Origin of the sequence: Mesorhizobium sp. B264B1B (assembly GCF_020165765.1) — a bacterium.
Classification (GTDB): Bacteria; Pseudomonadota; Alphaproteobacteria; order Rhizobiales; family Rhizobiaceae; genus Mesorhizobium.
On sequence record NZ_JAIUIS010000009.1, the window covers coordinates 126655 to 140754 of the forward strand.

Consider the following 14100-nt stretch of genomic DNA (forward strand, 5'->3'; position numbering starts at 1 on the left):
ATGAGCGGGAAGCTATCCTGTAAGATCGTTGCTTTCCAGTGCATGCCGATATGGCAAGCGCTGCGGTGCCGCGTCATGCGAGTCAGCGGGGCGTCGTCGTTTTCCACGTGACAATGCCGGCGGAAGTTGCCGGCGTTCCCGATTTCAAGAGGTGACCTGTCCAGCCTCCCAGCCCAGAATGGCGCGCTTGCGGGTCAGGCCCCAGTGGTAGCCGGTGAGGTCGCCGGATTTGCCGATGGCGCGGTGGCAAGGCACCACGAAGGAGAGCGGGTTGGCGCCGTTGGCGGCGCCGACGGCGCGGCTGGCGCTCGGCGCGCCGATGCTGGCGGCAATCGAGGAATAGGTGCGAGCCTTGCCCATCGGAATCTGGAGCAAGGCCTCCCAGACGCGAACCTGGAAGTCGGTGCCGATCATCACGACATGCAGCGGCTGGTCCGGGCGCCACAGCGTCGGGTCGAAGATGCGTGCGGCGTAGGGACCGGTCGCGGCCATGTCCTCGACATAGACGGCATTCGGCCAGCGGCTGGACATATCCGCGAAAGCAGCGCGCTCCTCGCCCGGATCGCTGAAGGCGAGGCCTGCAAGCCCTCGGTCGGTGGCCATGATCAGGGCGGTGCCGAATGGCGAGCTATGATAGCCATAGCGGATTGTGAGCCCGGCGCCGCGCGTCTTGTAGTCGCCCGGCGACATCGCCTCATGGGTGACGAACAGGTCGTGCAGCCGGCCGGGGCCGGACATGCCGAGCTCGAACGATGTTTCAAGCAGCGGCATGCCGGAATCGAGCAGCCTGCGGGCATGGTCCAGCGTCACCGCCTGCAGGAAAGCCTTGGGCGAAAGGCCGGCCCAGCGTGTGAACAGCTTCTGCAGGCCGGTCGGCGTCTCCCCGACCTCCTCTGCAAGCTCCTCGAGGGAAGGCTGATCGCGATAGTCGAGGCTGATCTTCTCGATGGCGCGGCGCACGATTTCGTAGTCGTTGCCTTCGGGCGTGATGTCCTTCTTGAGGACTGCTGTCTGGGTGCTCATGGGAATTCTCCTTGAGCCGGAATATCAGCCCTTGGGGCGCCGATCGCCACCCGAAACTTGCCTTCTTGCGGCGCATACCCAGATAAACTCTGGTTTTCGAGCCCAGGAGTCGCCATGGCGGGTGAAAAGGTAAATCTCGCCGGCGCGAAAGAAACCTTGCTGATGACGCTCTACGGCAAGGCGCTGGAAAGCCGGATGCCCCATTCGCTGCTTGGGGATCGTTTCGCCGACGAGGCGGTGCGTAAGATCGACTATGATTTCTCAAGACTCAAGGTCGACAGCAATCTCGGCATCGGCCTGGCGATCAGGGCAAAGACGCTGGACGTCCGCGTCGAGGAGTTTCTGGCCAGAAATCCTGATGCCATCGTGCTGCATCTGGGGTGCGGGCTCGACACGCGCATCTTCCGGGTCAATCCGCCACCAGGCGTCGACTGGTTCGATGTCGACTATCCGGAAGTCATTGAACTCAGGCGCAAGCTTTACCCGCCGCGCGACCGCTATCGCCTCATCGCTTCGTCGGTAACAGAGCCGGACTGGCTGGCTGAAGTGCCCCGGAACCGACCGGCCATCGTGGTGGCGGAGGGGCTGACGCCCTATCTCCCGGCCGAGGAAGGGTTCCGCCTGTTCTCGCGCCTGGTCATACATCTTGCCGGCGGCGACCTGATTTTCGACGCTTACAGCGGTTTCGGCCTGAAGCTGCTGCGCCTCAATCCGGCGATCAGGGCGACAGGCGCCGAGGTCCACTGGGCGATCGAGGATCCGCACGAACTGGAACTGGCTGTCCCGAAGCTCCGATTCATCGAAGACATCCCGGCCTATGGACCTGAACACGCCGCCCGCATGGGCTGGCCCGCGCAGCTGTTCGTTCGGCTTTGGAAATACATTCCCGCACTGCGCAAGATCGGCAGGCTTTTGCGCTATCGCTTCTGAAACGTCGTACCCCTTGTTCGACGCGGTCCGGACGCAAGCTGTTCGGCTAGCGCGCCTTGGCGGTGGCGAGCGCACGTGAAAAGGCGGTGGCGAAGCTTTCGCGGGAATCGGGGTCGAGAAAGCCGCCGATCGCTACGTTTTGTCCCTGCGCCTCGACCGCCATCCGGGTGATGCCGATTTCGGCGTGACGGGCGACCGAAAAGCGCGCCCAGAACGGGTTGAAGCGGTGCGCTTCCGATTTTCCCGACGGCGCGGTCTTGCGGATATCGAGGCTGGTGCGCGAGATCGACACCTCCTCGCGGGCGCGGGCGGCACGGTAGTTCATGCGGAAGGCAATGTAGACGGCGACAACGTCCAGACCGAAGAAGCCGAAAACCGGCCAGGCGCCGCGCGACAGGAAAAAAGCCCCGGTCACCAGCCAGCCGAACAGCAGCGCGACCATCAGCACGGCGAAGCCGGTCTTGCCCAGCGACCGGTGCGGGGTCAGCAAGGCGCTGAAGAAGGGTTCGTCCGCCTGGAACGAGGCATTTGTGTCGTTCATATCTGGATATTATAGGAAGGAAATGGCAAGCCCCAAGTCCAAAGTACCCGCACAATCCGAAAAGAAGCCACTGCCTGGACGGCGCGACGGCTCGAACGCCAAGCCGAGCCCCAGGCCGGCCCGATCCAGAACGCTCTACAGTCCGGCGGAGGTGCATGAGATTTTCCGGCGCTTTGCCGTCCAGCGGCCGGAGCCGAAGGGCGAGCTCGAACATGTAAACCCCTTCACCCTGCTGGTGGCCGTCGTGCTGTCGGCGCAGGCGACCGACGCCGGCGTCAACAAGGCGACGCGGGCGCTGTTCAAGATCGCCGATACGCCGCGCAAAATGCTGGATCTGGGTGAGGCCAGGGTCGGCGACTATATCAGGACCATCGGTCTGTGGCGCAACAAGGCCAAGAACGTCATCGCGCTGTCACAGGCATTGATTCGCGATCATGGTGGCGAGGTGCCGGACAGCCGGGACGAACTGGTCAAATTGCCGGGGGTCGGGCGCAAGACCGCCAATGTCGTGCTCAACATGGCCTTCGGCCAGCACACGATGGCCGTCGACACGCACATCTTCCGCATCGGCAACCGCATAGGACTGGCGCCCGGCAAGACGCCCGACCAGGTCGAGCAGGGGCTGTTGAAGATCATTCCCGACGAATATATGCGCCACGCGCATCACTGGCTGATCCTGCATGGCCGCTACGTCTGCAAGGCGCGCAAGCCGGATTGCCCGGCCTGCGTCATCGCCGACCTCTGCAAGGCGCAGGAAAAGACGACCAGCGTGCCGGCGCCGCTGGTCGAGATCGCTCCGCTCGAGGAAGCGAGCGGAATTCAATAAGTTAACTCTCCTCCACAAACACCTCTTCGCGCTTCTTCTTGACCGCGGGCAGGAAGACGATGACGAGCACGGCGAGCGCGATGAGGAGCAGGCCGGCGCTGATCGGTCTCGTCACGAAGGCGCTGGGATCGCCACGCGACAGAATCATGGCCCGGCGGAGATTTTCCTCAAGCAGGGGGCCAAGCACAAAGCCGAGCAGCAGGGGCGCGGGTTCGCAGCGCAGTTTGGTCAGGAGATAGCCGAGGAAGCCGAAAAAGGCGACGGCGTAGAGGTCGTAGACATTGGTGTTGACGCTGTAAACGCCGATCGAGCAGAACGCCATGATGATCGGGAAAAGCACGTAATAGGGGATCGTAAGCAGCTTCACCCAGAGCCCGATCAGCGGCAGGTTCAGGACGATCAGCATCAGGTTGCCGATCCACATGGAGGCGATGATGCCCCAGAAAAGCGCCGGCTGTTCGGTCGCGACATTCGGGCCGGGCACGATGCCCTGGATGATCATCGCGCCGATCATCAGCGCCATGACCGGATTGGCTGGAATGCCGAGCGTCAGCATGGGGATGAAGGAGGTCTGCGCGCCGGCATTGTTGGCCGATTCCGGCCCGGCGACACCTGCGATCGCGCCCTTGCCGAATTCTTCGGGGTTTTTCGATACGCGCTTTTCGACCGTGTAGGAGGCAAAGGCCGCGAGGATCGCGCCGCCTCCCGGCAGGATGCCGAGCGCTGAACCGATGATCGTTCCGCGCACGATGGGCGCCGCCATGCGCCTGAAGTCGTCGCGGGTGGGCATGAGGCCGGAAACCTTTCGGATCATCACCGAGCGCTCATGCTCGTTTTCGAGGTTGCGAAGGATCTCGGCGATGCCGAAGACGCCGACCGCCACGGCGACGAAATTCAGCCCGTCGGCATATTCGGGGATACCGAGCGTGAAGCGCGGCGTGCCGGTGTAGATATCGGTGCCGACAATGCCGAGCAACAGACCGAGCACGACCATCGCCAGCGCCTTGACGATCGAACCGTGCGCAAGCGCGACCGACGAGACGAGGCCGACGACCATCAGCGAAAAATATTCGGCCGCGCCGAATTCCAGCGCGATCGAGGTCAGCGGCGGGGCGAAGATGGCGACGAGGAAGGTCGACACCGTGCCGGCGAAGAACGAACCGATCGCCGCGATCGCGAGTGCCGCGCCGGCGCGGCCGTTCCTGGCCATCTGATAGCCGTCGATCGCCGTGACGGCCGAGGACGATTCGCCGGGCATGTTGATGAGAATGGCTGTGGTCGAGCCGCCATATTGCGCACCGTAATAGATGCCGGCGAGCATGATGAGGGAGGAAACCGGGTCGCCGATCTGAAAGGTGATCGGCAAGAGCATGGCGATGGTCGCGGTGGCGCCAATCCCGGGCAGGACGCCGATCAGCGTGCCAAGAAGGACGCCGATCAAGCAGAATCCAAGGTTCGTCAGCGATGAAGCGGTCGAAAAGCCGAGCGCCAGATTGCCGAGGAGCTCCATGCTCATCTCCTCACAATGGCAGCCATGGGCCAAAGCGCCGGAACGGAAGGCCGAGCGCGTAGCTGAAGACGAGGAATGCAAACAGGGTCAGGCCGGTCGACAGCACGAACGCGGTCAGCGGTTTCATGCGGCCGCTGGCGAACGATGCGATCAGCGCCGTCAGGAAGATAGACGGAATGAAGCCGAGGCCGCGCACCGTCAGGCCGAAGAAGATCGGAGCGGGAAGGATGAACAGCGAGCCGCGCCACGCAATGTAGCCGATCGGATCGCCCTCGAATCGCATCGCCTGGACGAGGATGACGAGGCCAAGCAGGATCAGCACGATCGCCAGCACCAGCGGGAAATAGCCCGGCCCCATGCGGAAGGCGGTGCCGATTTCCAGGCCGAGCGACTGCAACGCGAAAAATGCGCCGAAAACGATGAACAGCGCAGCGCATATGCCGTTCGTCCTGTCGATTGCGAAAGCCTTCATGACATTCCTCCCAAGCTGCGGGCGCGCGACGATACCGAAGCGAAAACGGGGCGCCGGCGGCGCCCCGTTCAAAACTCAGTCGGCGTATTGGCCGGCGGCTTCGATGATCGGCTTCCAGCGCGCGATCTCGTTTTCCAGCTTGGCCTTCAGCGCGGCCGGCGTCGCGTCGGCCTGCGGCGACGGCCTGGTGCCGAGCTCGGCGAAGCGGGCGGCGACGTTCTCGTCCTTCAGCGCGACCTGCAGGGATTTCGACAGCCGTTCGGTGATCTCCGCCGGAGTGCCCTTGGGGGCATAAAGACCGTGCCAGATGCTGACCTGCACGTCGGGAAGGCCGGCTTCCGTCGTCGTCGGGACATCGGGCAGCACATCGAGGCGCTCCGGCGAGGTGACGGCGTAAGCCTTGATCGTGCCGCCCTGGATCTGCTTGGTGGTGTTGGTCGTCTGGTCGCACATGATGTCGACCTGGCCGCCGAGGAGATCGGTCATGGCCGGGCCGGTGCCCTTGTAGGGGACGGTGACCAGCGGCGTCTTGATAGCGCTCATGAACAGCATGCCGCAGAGATGCGAGGCAGCACCTATGCCGGCATTGGCTACGGTGACGCTATCCTTGTTGGCCTTGGCGTACTCGACCAATCCCTTCAAATCGGCCGGCTCGAGGTCCTTTCGGCCAACGATGGTCATTGGCACCTCGGTGACGAGGCCGACATATTCGAAGGCGTTCAGCGTGTCGTAGGCGAGCTTTCGGTAGAGTGTGGCACTGGTGGCCATGCCGATGTGATGGAGGAGCAGGGTGTAACCGTCCGGCTCGGCCTTCGCGACGCGGCCAGCGCCCAGCGTGCCACCGGCGCCGCCGACATTCTCGACGATGACCTGCTGGCCGAGATCCTTGGACATGGCTTCCGCGACAAGACGCGTGACCGTGTCGGTCGGGCCGCCGGCCGCAAACGGCACCACGACGGTGATGGTGCGTTCGGGATAGGTTTGCGCGCCTGCGGCGACGGGATAAAGCGTGACGGCCACGACGGCAGCCAGAGCGGCGACAAATCTTCTCATCGTGATTTCCTCCCAGAGCTTAAATCTTCAACCGCCGCGCGGAGTTCTCCTCGACACCGGCTGCACGGATACAACTAGCGCAGGCTAACAGATTGCAATCGTACTCAAATGGCAAAGTGCTGATATCCGCAACCGTTCTGGCTGGCGGCCCATGAGGCGCGGCCGGACCATCGGAGGAACGACTGTCCCGGCTGGATCGAGACACGCCAAGCGCGCGCCGTCTGTCTGGAAGATGATCCGCGCCGGCCTGGCCCTTGCTCGCGGCCGGTGATTTGCTAGGTGCTGCAGGTTTGAGCGAGGGCGACCCATGACCCATCACGACACAAGCGGCGTTCCGGTTATCGAAACGACGCGCGCCATCCTGCGAGCGCACCGGCTGGAGGATTTCGACGCCTATGTCGCCATGTGGGCCGATCCGGTCGTCACCCGCTTCATCGGCGGCAGGCCGCGCACGCGAGAAGAGAGCTGGATGCGCTTCCTGCGTCACGCCGGGCTCTGGTCGCTGCTCGGCTACGGTTTCTGGGCGATCGAGGACAAGGCGACGGGCCGTTTCGTCGGTGAGGCCGGGTTTCACGACCTCAAGCGCGATATGGAGCCGCCGATAGAGGGCATTCCGGAGGCCGGGTGGGCGCTCGCTCCGGCCGCCCACGGCGCCGGCCTCGCCACCGAGATCGTCAGCCGCGTGCTTGGCTGGGGCGACGAGACCTTCGGACGTGGCAAAACCGTCTGCATCATCGACCCCGAAAACACCGCTTCCTTGAACGTGGCGACGAAGTGCGGCTACCGGGAGGTGGCGCGGACCATCTATCACGAAACCCCGACCATCCTGCTGGAGCGGTTGGCCTGAGCACTCGCCAAGTGCCTAAAGCGCGCGGCGTCGAAACGGATTCATGCGCTGCGCTTAGCTTTCTTGTTTTACGTCGTTCTCCCAAAGCCGAGGTCCCTTTGGGCGGCATGCATTAGCGGTCGTTCCGCAAGGGCGTCGAAATGATCCGAGAACGCCGTCTGCTCCTGATAACCGCGCCGGGACTGGCATTATCCGTTTGCACCGCGGCTTCGCGAGCCGCTTCATCGAGCATCGAGGCATCCTCGCCGAAGGCGCGGGTGGCACGGGCCGCCGCCTCGAGCAGCGGCCGCCGCATGCGCCGCAGGAAGGCCGCGTCGACGCGTGTGCTCGGGCCGGCCAGGGTCAAGGCGCCGAGCAGAACCCGCCCAGGCCCGAACACCGGCGCCGAGACGCCCGCCGTCTGCGGGTCGCGGTCGCCGATGGCGAGGCAGTTGCAGGTCTTGCGGATGGTTTCGTACGGTTCGCCCGGCTGTCCGGAAAACGCCGCCAGCACACGCCCGCCGGAGCCCACCAGCAACGGCAGGACGTCACCCTCGCGGATCGTATAGCGGATAGGATGCTTGGACTCGACGCGATAGAGACAGGTGCGCACGTCTCCCGACCGGACATAGAACGCAACGCTTTCCCAGCTTAGCTCGCAGAGATCGCGCATGATCGGCAGCAGGATGTCGACCGCCACGACCGACCGCTGATAGAGCGCGCCGAGCCGGAAGCTGGCCGGCCCGATGCGGTAGCGTCCGTCGTCCAGGCGTTCGAGCAATTGTCCGCGCAAAAGCGAATTGGCCAGGCGCAGAATGGTGCTCTTATAGAGGCCGGTTCGGGCCGCGATCTCGGAAAGGCTGAGCGAGCGGTCCGCCGTGGTGAATGCATTGAGGATGGCAATGGCCCGGTCAAGCGCGGCAACACCGTCGGCTGACGCGCTCCGGATTTCGATGCCAACTGGTTTGCCTGCCGAATTCATTGGTTCCCAGTCGAACAAAGGTCGAGCGGCGCGATTGTGTCGCGCAGCTCAAGCATTCTGTCCAGCAGAATATCGTTCCTGTTGACGGAACGCGGTAAAGTCTGCTTGAACTCAAGCACGGGTCTGGTTTCAGGCGCGTTTTTGGCGGGCACCGGAGGAGGTGTCGTGATTTGGAGGAATCCCATGCTGAACAGACGCAAATTTTTGATGAGCACCGCTGCCGCGGGGGCCGCCGGGCTGGTGGCGTCGCGTCTTTCTCCCGCTCTTGCCCAAGGCACGCCGCAGATACAGATTTTCGTGCCGGCGGCGCCCGGTGGCGGCTGGGACCAGACCGCGCGCACGATGGACCAGGTGCTGCGCAGCGAGAAGCTGATCTCCGGCTCGCAGATCACCAATGTCGGCGGCGCCGGCGGCACGGTCGGGCTGCCGCAATTCATCAGTCAATGGAACGGCAAGGGCAATTCGCTGATGGTTGGCGGCATGGTCATGGTCGGCGCCATCATCGCCAACAAGGCTGCCAATAATTTGACGCAGGTCACGCCGATCGCCCGGCTCACCGGCGAGTTCGAAGCGCTGGTGGTGCCGGCGGCCTCGCCGTTCAAGACGGCCGCCGACTTCGTCGCCGCGCTTAAAGAGGATCCGACGAAGGTTCCCGTCGCCGGCGGCTCGGCCGGCGGTTCGGACCATATCCTGTTCGGCCTGATCGCCAAGACGGCGGGCGTGCCGGCGACAAACCTGTCCTACGTGCCGTTCGCGGGCGGCGGCGAGGCGCTGTCAGCGCTGCTCGGCAACCAGGTGGCGGCGGGCATTTCCGGCTTTGGCGAGTTCTCCGAACAGGTCAAGGCCGGGGCGCTCAGGCTGCTCGCCATTTCCGCCGACAAGCGGCAGGAGGGCATCGATGCGCCAACGCTGAAGGAAGCCGGCATCGACGTCGAACTGTTCAACTGGCGCGGCGTCTTCGCACCCCCCGGCGTCTCCGATACCGATAAGGCGGCGATGATCACGCTGGTCGAGACCATGGCCAAGAGCGATGCCTGGGCCACGGAATGCAAGAACCGCAACTGGACGCCCATCCTGCTCACCGGCGACGACTATGCGAAGTTCCTTGCCGAGGATACGGCTCGCATCGAAGCCATCCTCAAGGATCTCGGGCTCGCCTGATTTCCCTGAAGGGGGCGGGTCCATGGTCCGCCCTTTTTCCTCCCGCCGTTCGCATGGACATGCGATCCACCGGGGATGAAGATAGGATAAAAGCCGGCTGTGAGACGCCGGCTGTCTTGGGAGGACATTCATGAGCACCAGCGACCAGCAGGCTGCGTCCTCGCGCCTTGCCGTACCCGAACTGCTGATCGGCATCGGGCTTCTGGCCTGTGCCGGGGCGGTCGCCTGGCAGACCTTGGCGATCCCGGTGTCGCCGCTCTACTCCAAGGTCGGCCCGACCGTCTTTCCCTACCTCACCATGTTCGGCCTGGTGGTTCTTTCGCTCTTGCTCATCGTCGCCGCACTGCGCGGCGGCTGGCAGCCGGAAGAGGAAAAGGAGACGCCGACCGACTGGAAGGCGATGGGCTTCGTCGTCATCGGCCTTGTCACCAACCTGCTCCTGATCCAGCCGCTCGGCTTTACCGCGGCATCCGTCATCATGTTCGTTCTGGTCTGCTACGGCTTCGGCAGCCGGCATACGCTGCGCGATGCGCTCACTGGCCTCGTGCTGGCGCTGGCCGCCTATTTCGGCTTCGCCAGGGCGCTCGGCGTCAATATCGGCGCCGGTTTCATCGAGAACCAGCTGAATACGGTGATCGATGCGTTCACCAGCACGCTGAGGGGCTGACGCCATGGAAACGCTAGGCCATCTGGCACACGGTTTCGCCGTCGCCTTCACTCCGGTCAACCTTCTGTGGTGCCTGCTCGGCACCACGCTTGGCACCGCCATCGGCGTGCTGCCCGGCCTCGGACCGGCGCTGACCATCGCGCTGCTTCTGCCGATCACCTACCAGGTTGCGCCGGAGGCCTCCTTCATCCTGTTTGCCGGCATCTATTACGGGGCCATGTATGGCGGCTCGACGACCTCGATCCTGCTCAACACGCCAGGCGAAAGCGCTACCATCGTCACCGCGCTGGAAGGCAACAAGATGGCCCGGTCCGGGCGCGGCGGCGCCGCACTTGCCACCTCGGCGATCGGCTCCTTCGTCGCCGGCACTCTCGGCACGCTGGGCGTCGCCTTCCTGGCGCCTATCGTGGTCAGGTTCGCGCTGGCCTTCGGCCCGGCCGAATATTTCTCGCTGATGGTGCTGGCCTTCATCACGGTTTCGGCGGTGCTGGGCTCGTCCTCGGTGCGCGGCTTGACCAGCCTGTTCGCCGGCTTTGTTATCGGCATGATCGGGGTCGACCTGCAGACCGGCCAGCCGCGCTTCACCTTCGGCATGACCGAACTGCTCGACGGCGTCGACGTCATCATCGCCGCCGTCGGCCTGTTCGCCGTCGGTGAGACGCTCTACATGGCCTCGCGCCGTTATGCTGGCAAGGACGAGATCGTGCCGCTGAAGGGCTCGCTCTATATGACGGCGGCCGAATGGAGGCGCTCGTGGAAGCCCTGGTTGCGCGGCGCCGCGATCGGCTTCCCGATCGGCGCCATGCCGGCCGGCGGCGCCGAGATCCCGACCTTCCTGTCCTATGCCATCGAAAAGAAGCTTTCGAAGCACAAGCAGGAATTCGGCACGGTTGGCGCCATCGAGGGGGTAGCCGGTCCGGAGGCCGCCAACAATGCCTCGGCCGCCGGCGTGCTGGTGCCGATGCTGACGCTCGGGCTGCCGACCTCGGCGACGGCGGCAATCATGCTTTCGGCCTTCCAGAGCTACGGCATCAATCCAGGCCCGCTGCTTCTGACGACACAAGGCAACCTGGTCTGGGGACTGATCGCCAGCCTGTTCATCGCCAACGTCATTCTCGTCATCCTCAATCTGCCGCTGATCGGGCTTTGGGTGCGGCTGCTGAAGATCCCGGCGCCGCAGCTCTATGCCGGCATCCTGGTTTTCGCCACCGTCGGCACCTACGGCATTTCGCAGTCGCCGATCGACCTCGCCATCCTCTATCTCCTGGGTGCTGCCGGCTTCCTGATGCGGCGCTTCGATTTCCCGACCGCGCCCGTCATCATCGGCATGATCCTGGGACCGCTCGCCGAAACTCAATTCCGCCGCGCCATGACGATCTCGAACGGCGACTGGTCGGTGTTCTACAAGCACCCGCTGTCGCTGACCCTGCTGACGCTGGCCTTCATCGGCCTGGTCGGGCCGCATATCTGGGCCTACATCGAACGCCGCCGATTGCGGGGGCCGGAGCATGTGCCGGGCGATGCCTGATCGATTTGAAGTGACATGACAGACCTGCTTTCCGGCATCCGCGTGCTCGACCTGACCAACGTCCTGGCCGGGCCCTACTGCGCCTACCAGTTGGCGCTGCTCGGCGCCGACGTCATCAAGGTCGAGGCGCCGCAAGGCGGCGACCTGGCGCGACAGCTCGGCGGTTCGCCGGAACTCAACCAGGCCGGCATGGGAGCTTCGTTCCTGGCTCAGAATGCCGGCAAACGCTCCGTCGTGCTCGACCTCAAGAAGGAAGCCGAGCGCGAACGCTTCCTCGACCTGGTCGCCAGCGCCGATGCGCTGGTGGAAAACTTCCGCCCCGGCGTCATGGGCCGGCTTGGCCTCGGCTACGAGGCGCTGAAGGCGGTCCGCCCCAACCTTGTCTACTGCGCGATATCGGGCTTCGGCCAGACCGGGCCGATGCGCGACAATCCGGCCTATGACCAGATCATCCAAGGCCTTTCGGGCATTATGAGCATCACCGGCACGCCGGAGACGGCACCCTTGCGGGTCGGCTATCCCGTCGCCGACACGCTGGGCGGACTGGTCGGGGCCTTCGCCATCGTCTCGGCGCTGGTAAGGCAGAAGACGAGCGGCGAGGGTGCTTTTCTCGACGTGTCGATGCTTGAATGCACATTGTCGGCGCTTGGCTGGCCGGTTTCCAACTATCTGACGGCCGGGGTCGATCCCAAGCCGATGGGCAATGAGAACATGACGGCGGCACCGTCGGGCGCCTTTCGCACCGGCGACGGTCTGCTCAACATCGCCGCCAACAAGCAGGAGCAGTTCGTAACGCTTTGCCGGCTTATCGAACGGCCGGAGCTGGCGTCGGATCCACGCTTTGCCGAGCGCGAGACGCGCAAGCGGAACCGTGCGGCGCTGAAGATCGAGATCGAGGGGGCCCTGGCGAATGGCCCGGCGGCTGCGTGGGAAGAAAAACTGAACCGCGCCGGGGTGCCGGCGGGCAGGGTGCTGACGATCCCGCAAGTGCTGGCCGAACCGCAGGTGCTGGAGCGCCAGATGACCAGGGCTTTCGACGGCGTGGCTGACATGGAGAGACCGCTGACGGTTCTGCGCGGCGGCTTCATGGTCGATGGTACGGCTCCATTGCCGGCCTCCCCGCCACCGGCCCTGGGCGAGCACATGGACGAGGTTTTCGCCGGCCTGTCGCCCCGAGCGAAGACAAAGGCACTCACATGAACGAGCAAAAGACGATATGAGTGAGCAAAAGACGGGCCGCGAGCGTGCAGAGGAGTGGTGGCAGACCGGCATCATCGAAATGCGGCCGGGCGTCATCCGGCTGCGCGGCTATGAAATCCAGGACCTGATCGGCCGCGTCAGCTTCCCGGCTGTCATCTGGCTGATGCTGCGCGGCGAATTGCCCAGCGAGGAACAGGCCGCGCTGCTCGGCATTGCGCTGGGCGCCGCAGTCGACCACGGGCCGCAGGCGCCGTCGATCGCCATCGCCCGCATGGCGGCGACCTGCGGTGTCGGCATCAACAGCGCCATGGCTTCGGCCATCAACGTGCTTGGCGACGTGCATGGCGGCGCCGGCGAGCAGGCGCTTGCCTTCTATGGCGACATTGCCGCGGCGCTCGATGGCGGCACGACGCTGAAAGAGGCTGTCTCGGGGCGGCTTGACCGGTTCTTTGCCGGGGAAAAGGGCTACGTGCCGGGGCTGGGCCATCGCTTCCATCCGGTCGACCCGCGCGCGCCGCGCTTGATGGAACTGACCCGGGAGTTTGCCACGCGCGGCGTGATCAATGGCCGCTTCGCCGACATCGCCGAGGCGATCGAGGCGGAGGTCGCGCGACGCAAGGGCAAAAAGATACCGCTCAACATCGATGGCGCGACCGCCGTCATTTACGGCGAGCTCGGCTTTCCGCCACCGCTGACGCGCGGGCTTTTCGTGCTGTCGCGCTCGGTCGGCATCCTGGCGCATGCCTGGGAACAATCCCAGCAAGCCGAGCGGAACAAAGGTCCGCTGCCACGCGAATGGCTGTGGGCCTATACCGGTACGCCGGTGCGACCGTTCCCCGAAGAGGACGGCGCCGGGGCGTGAAGCCTTTACGCGGGGTCGATTTGTGCGGGCTGGGGAAGCTTCAAAGTCCTTACCAGCGTCGAAAGTTCGGGTTCGTCGATGAGCATGGCCGCATCGGCCGGCGCCAGCCAGGCCCGTTGCCGCCGTTTGGCTTCCTGCCAGTCGGCAAGCTCTTGCGTTACTTCCAACAGATAGACGATGACGTCGACGCGGACGAAACGGTTGGCCAGCCGCTTCCAATAGGAATAGGTGCCCGCCGGCTGCTTCAGGGTCTTGCCGAGTACGCCCGCTTCTTCCTGCGCCTCGATGGTGGCCGCCTTGCGTCCGCTCTTGCCTTTCATCGGCCAGCCCTTGGGTACGATGAAGCGCCTGGTGGTGCGCGAGGTGACCAGCATCACCTCGATGTCGCCGCGCTGGTCCAGCCGAAAAGGGATAGCCGCGACCTGGCGGATCGTCTCGCCCTTCTTGGCCTTGCGCACGGCCTTTTTCTTGGTGGCTGCCATTCGTAAAATCCAGTCGGTGCAGTGCCCATACCGTGAC

At 64.5% G+C, this 14100-nt stretch carries 15 protein-coding genes; 8 read left to right on the forward strand and 7 right to left on the reverse strand.

What is annotated here, in order from left to right; translation table 11 throughout:
• Window positions 1–144: 144 nt before the first annotated feature.
• Window positions 145–1023 carry a methylated-DNA--[protein]-cysteine S-methyltransferase gene (locus LB547_RS19745; protein ID WP_140685805.1) on the reverse strand — a complete coding sequence of 293 codons (879 nt, stop codon included), beginning with the start codon at window positions 1021–1023 and terminating at the stop codon, window positions 145–147.
• Window positions 1024–1137: 114 nt separating this feature from the next.
• Between LB547_RS19745 and LB547_RS19750 the strand changes: the two genes are divergently transcribed.
• Window positions 1138–1953 (forward strand): class I SAM-dependent methyltransferase, encoded by an 816-nt coding sequence (locus tag LB547_RS19750; protein ID WP_140522499.1) that lies wholly within the window; start codon window positions 1138–1140, stop codon window positions 1951–1953.
• A 46-nt stretch (window positions 1954–1999) separates the two neighbouring features.
• Here LB547_RS19750 and LB547_RS19755 read toward each other — a convergent pair whose 3' ends face one another.
• On the reverse strand, window positions 2000–2494 hold the full coding sequence (locus LB547_RS19755) for a DUF2244 domain-containing protein (RefSeq protein WP_140500184.1): 495 nt from the start codon (window positions 2492–2494) through the stop codon (window positions 2000–2002).
• 22 nt (window positions 2495–2516) lie between these two features.
• Between LB547_RS19755 and nth the strand changes: the two genes are divergently transcribed.
• Window positions 2517–3320: an endonuclease III gene (gene nth, locus LB547_RS19760; protein WP_140624406.1), complete on the forward strand. Its 804-nt coding sequence runs from the start codon at window positions 2517–2519 to the stop codon at window positions 3318–3320.
• 1 nt (window position 3321) lies between these two features.
• Here nth and LB547_RS19765 read toward each other — a convergent pair whose 3' ends face one another.
• The 3 genes from LB547_RS19765 to LB547_RS19775 form a co-directional block, all read right to left on the reverse strand.
• The gene (locus LB547_RS19765) at window positions 3322–4830 is read right to left on the reverse strand and encodes a tripartite tricarboxylate transporter permease (RefSeq protein WP_140657300.1); all 1509 of its coding nucleotides are present in this window, start codon (window positions 4828–4830) and stop codon (window positions 3322–3324) included.
• A 10-nt stretch (window positions 4831–4840) separates the two neighbouring features.
• The gene (locus LB547_RS19770) at window positions 4841–5302 is read right to left on the reverse strand and encodes a tripartite tricarboxylate transporter TctB family protein (protein ID WP_140496398.1); all 462 of its coding nucleotides are present in this window, start codon (window positions 5300–5302) and stop codon (window positions 4841–4843) included.
• Window positions 5303–5377: 75 nt separating this feature from the next.
• Window positions 5378–6355 carry a tripartite tricarboxylate transporter substrate-binding protein gene (locus tag LB547_RS19775; protein ID WP_140671393.1) on the reverse strand — a complete coding sequence of 326 codons (978 nt, stop codon included), beginning with the start codon at window positions 6353–6355 and terminating at the stop codon, window positions 5378–5380.
• 307 nt (window positions 6356–6662) lie between these two features.
• Here LB547_RS19775 and LB547_RS19780 point away from each other — a divergent pair, with 307 nt between their 5' ends.
• On the forward strand, window positions 6663–7202 hold the full coding sequence (locus LB547_RS19780; RefSeq protein ID WP_140556470.1) for a GNAT family N-acetyltransferase: 540 nt from the start codon (window positions 6663–6665) through the stop codon (window positions 7200–7202).
• A 112-nt stretch (window positions 7203–7314) separates the two neighbouring features.
• Here LB547_RS19780 and LB547_RS19785 read toward each other — a convergent pair whose 3' ends face one another.
• Window positions 7315–8163 carry an IclR family transcriptional regulator gene (locus tag LB547_RS19785; protein WP_224655826.1) on the reverse strand — a complete coding sequence of 283 codons (849 nt, stop codon included), beginning with the start codon at window positions 8161–8163 and terminating at the stop codon, window positions 7315–7317.
• 183 nt (window positions 8164–8346) lie between these two features.
• Between LB547_RS19785 and LB547_RS19790 the strand changes: the two genes are divergently transcribed.
• The 5 genes from LB547_RS19790 (at window position 8347) to LB547_RS19810 (ending at window position 13581) form a co-directional block, all read left to right on the forward strand.
• The gene (locus LB547_RS19790) at window positions 8347–9324 is read left to right on the forward strand and encodes a Bug family tripartite tricarboxylate transporter substrate binding protein (RefSeq protein ID WP_140496391.1); all 978 of its coding nucleotides are present in this window, start codon (window positions 8347–8349) and stop codon (window positions 9322–9324) included.
• A 130-nt stretch (window positions 9325–9454) separates the two neighbouring features.
• On the forward strand, window positions 9455–9991 hold the full coding sequence (locus tag LB547_RS19795; RefSeq protein WP_140522492.1) for a tripartite tricarboxylate transporter TctB family protein: 537 nt from the start codon (window positions 9455–9457) through the stop codon (window positions 9989–9991).
• 4 nt (window positions 9992–9995) lie between these two features.
• Window positions 9996–11519 (forward strand): tripartite tricarboxylate transporter permease, encoded by a 1524-nt coding sequence (locus LB547_RS19800; RefSeq protein ID WP_140556474.1) that lies wholly within the window; start codon window positions 9996–9998, stop codon window positions 11517–11519.
• Window positions 11520–11534: 15 nt separating this feature from the next.
• Window positions 11535–12719, forward strand: coding sequence for a CaiB/BaiF CoA transferase family protein (locus LB547_RS19805; protein WP_140560258.1), 1185 nt, complete (start codon window positions 11535–11537; stop codon window positions 12717–12719).
• Window positions 12720–12735: 16 nt separating this feature from the next.
• On the forward strand, window positions 12736–13581 hold the full coding sequence (locus LB547_RS19810; RefSeq protein WP_140764338.1) for a citryl-CoA lyase: 846 nt from the start codon (window positions 12736–12738) through the stop codon (window positions 13579–13581).
• A 5-nt stretch (window positions 13582–13586) separates the two neighbouring features.
• Here the strand turns inward: LB547_RS19810 and LB547_RS19815 are convergent, their stop codons facing one another.
• On the reverse strand, window positions 13587–14063 hold the full coding sequence (locus LB547_RS19815) for an NUDIX hydrolase (RefSeq protein ID WP_140513741.1): 477 nt from the start codon (window positions 14061–14063) through the stop codon (window positions 13587–13589).
• Between the last annotated feature and the right edge of the window lie 37 nt (window positions 14064–14100).

What these genes read in the sequence shown, in the direction of transcription:
- LB547_RS19780 (WP_140556470.1), top strand. Translation starts at nt 6,663, where the DNA reads ATGACCCATCACGACACAAGCGGCGTTCCGGTTATCGAAACGACGCGC.
- LB547_RS19815 (WP_140513741.1), bottom strand. Translation starts at nt 14,063, where the DNA reads ATGGCAGCCACCAAGAAAAAGGCCGTGCGCAAGGCCAAGAAGGGCGAG.
- LB547_RS19775 (WP_140671393.1), bottom strand. Translation starts at nt 6,355, where the DNA reads ATGAGAAGATTTGTCGCCGCTCTGGCTGCCGTCGTGGCCGTCACGCTT.
- nth (WP_140624406.1), top strand. Translation starts at nt 2,517, where the DNA reads ATGGCAAGCCCCAAGTCCAAAGTACCCGCACAATCCGAAAAGAAGCCA.
- LB547_RS19755 (WP_140500184.1), bottom strand. Translation starts at nt 2,494, where the DNA reads ATGAACGACACAAATGCCTCGTTCCAGGCGGACGAACCCTTCTTCAGC.
- LB547_RS19790 (WP_140496391.1), top strand. Translation starts at nt 8,347, where the DNA reads ATGCTGAACAGACGCAAATTTTTGATGAGCACCGCTGCCGCGGGGGCC.
- LB547_RS19805 (WP_140560258.1), top strand. Translation starts at nt 11,535, where the DNA reads ATGACAGACCTGCTTTCCGGCATCCGCGTGCTCGACCTGACCAACGTC.
- LB547_RS19810 (WP_140764338.1), top strand. Translation starts at nt 12,736, where the DNA reads ATGAGTGAGCAAAAGACGGGCCGCGAGCGTGCAGAGGAGTGGTGGCAG.
- LB547_RS19795 (WP_140522492.1), top strand. Translation starts at nt 9,455, where the DNA reads ATGAGCACCAGCGACCAGCAGGCTGCGTCCTCGCGCCTTGCCGTACCC.
- LB547_RS19750 (WP_140522499.1), top strand. Translation starts at nt 1,138, where the DNA reads ATGGCGGGTGAAAAGGTAAATCTCGCCGGCGCGAAAGAAACCTTGCTG.
- LB547_RS19745 (WP_140685805.1), bottom strand. Translation starts at nt 1,023, where the DNA reads ATGAGCACCCAGACAGCAGTCCTCAAGAAGGACATCACGCCCGAAGGC.
- LB547_RS19785 (WP_224655826.1), bottom strand. Translation starts at nt 8,163, where the DNA reads ATGAATTCGGCAGGCAAACCAGTTGGCATCGAAATCCGGAGCGCGTCA.
- LB547_RS19800 (WP_140556474.1), top strand. Translation starts at nt 9,996, where the DNA reads ATGGAAACGCTAGGCCATCTGGCACACGGTTTCGCCGTCGCCTTCACT.
- LB547_RS19765 (WP_140657300.1), bottom strand. Translation starts at nt 4,830, where the DNA reads ATGGAGCTCCTCGGCAATCTGGCGCTCGGCTTTTCGACCGCTTCATCG.
- LB547_RS19770 (WP_140496398.1), bottom strand. Translation starts at nt 5,302, where the DNA reads ATGAAGGCTTTCGCAATCGACAGGACGAACGGCATATGCGCTGCGCTG.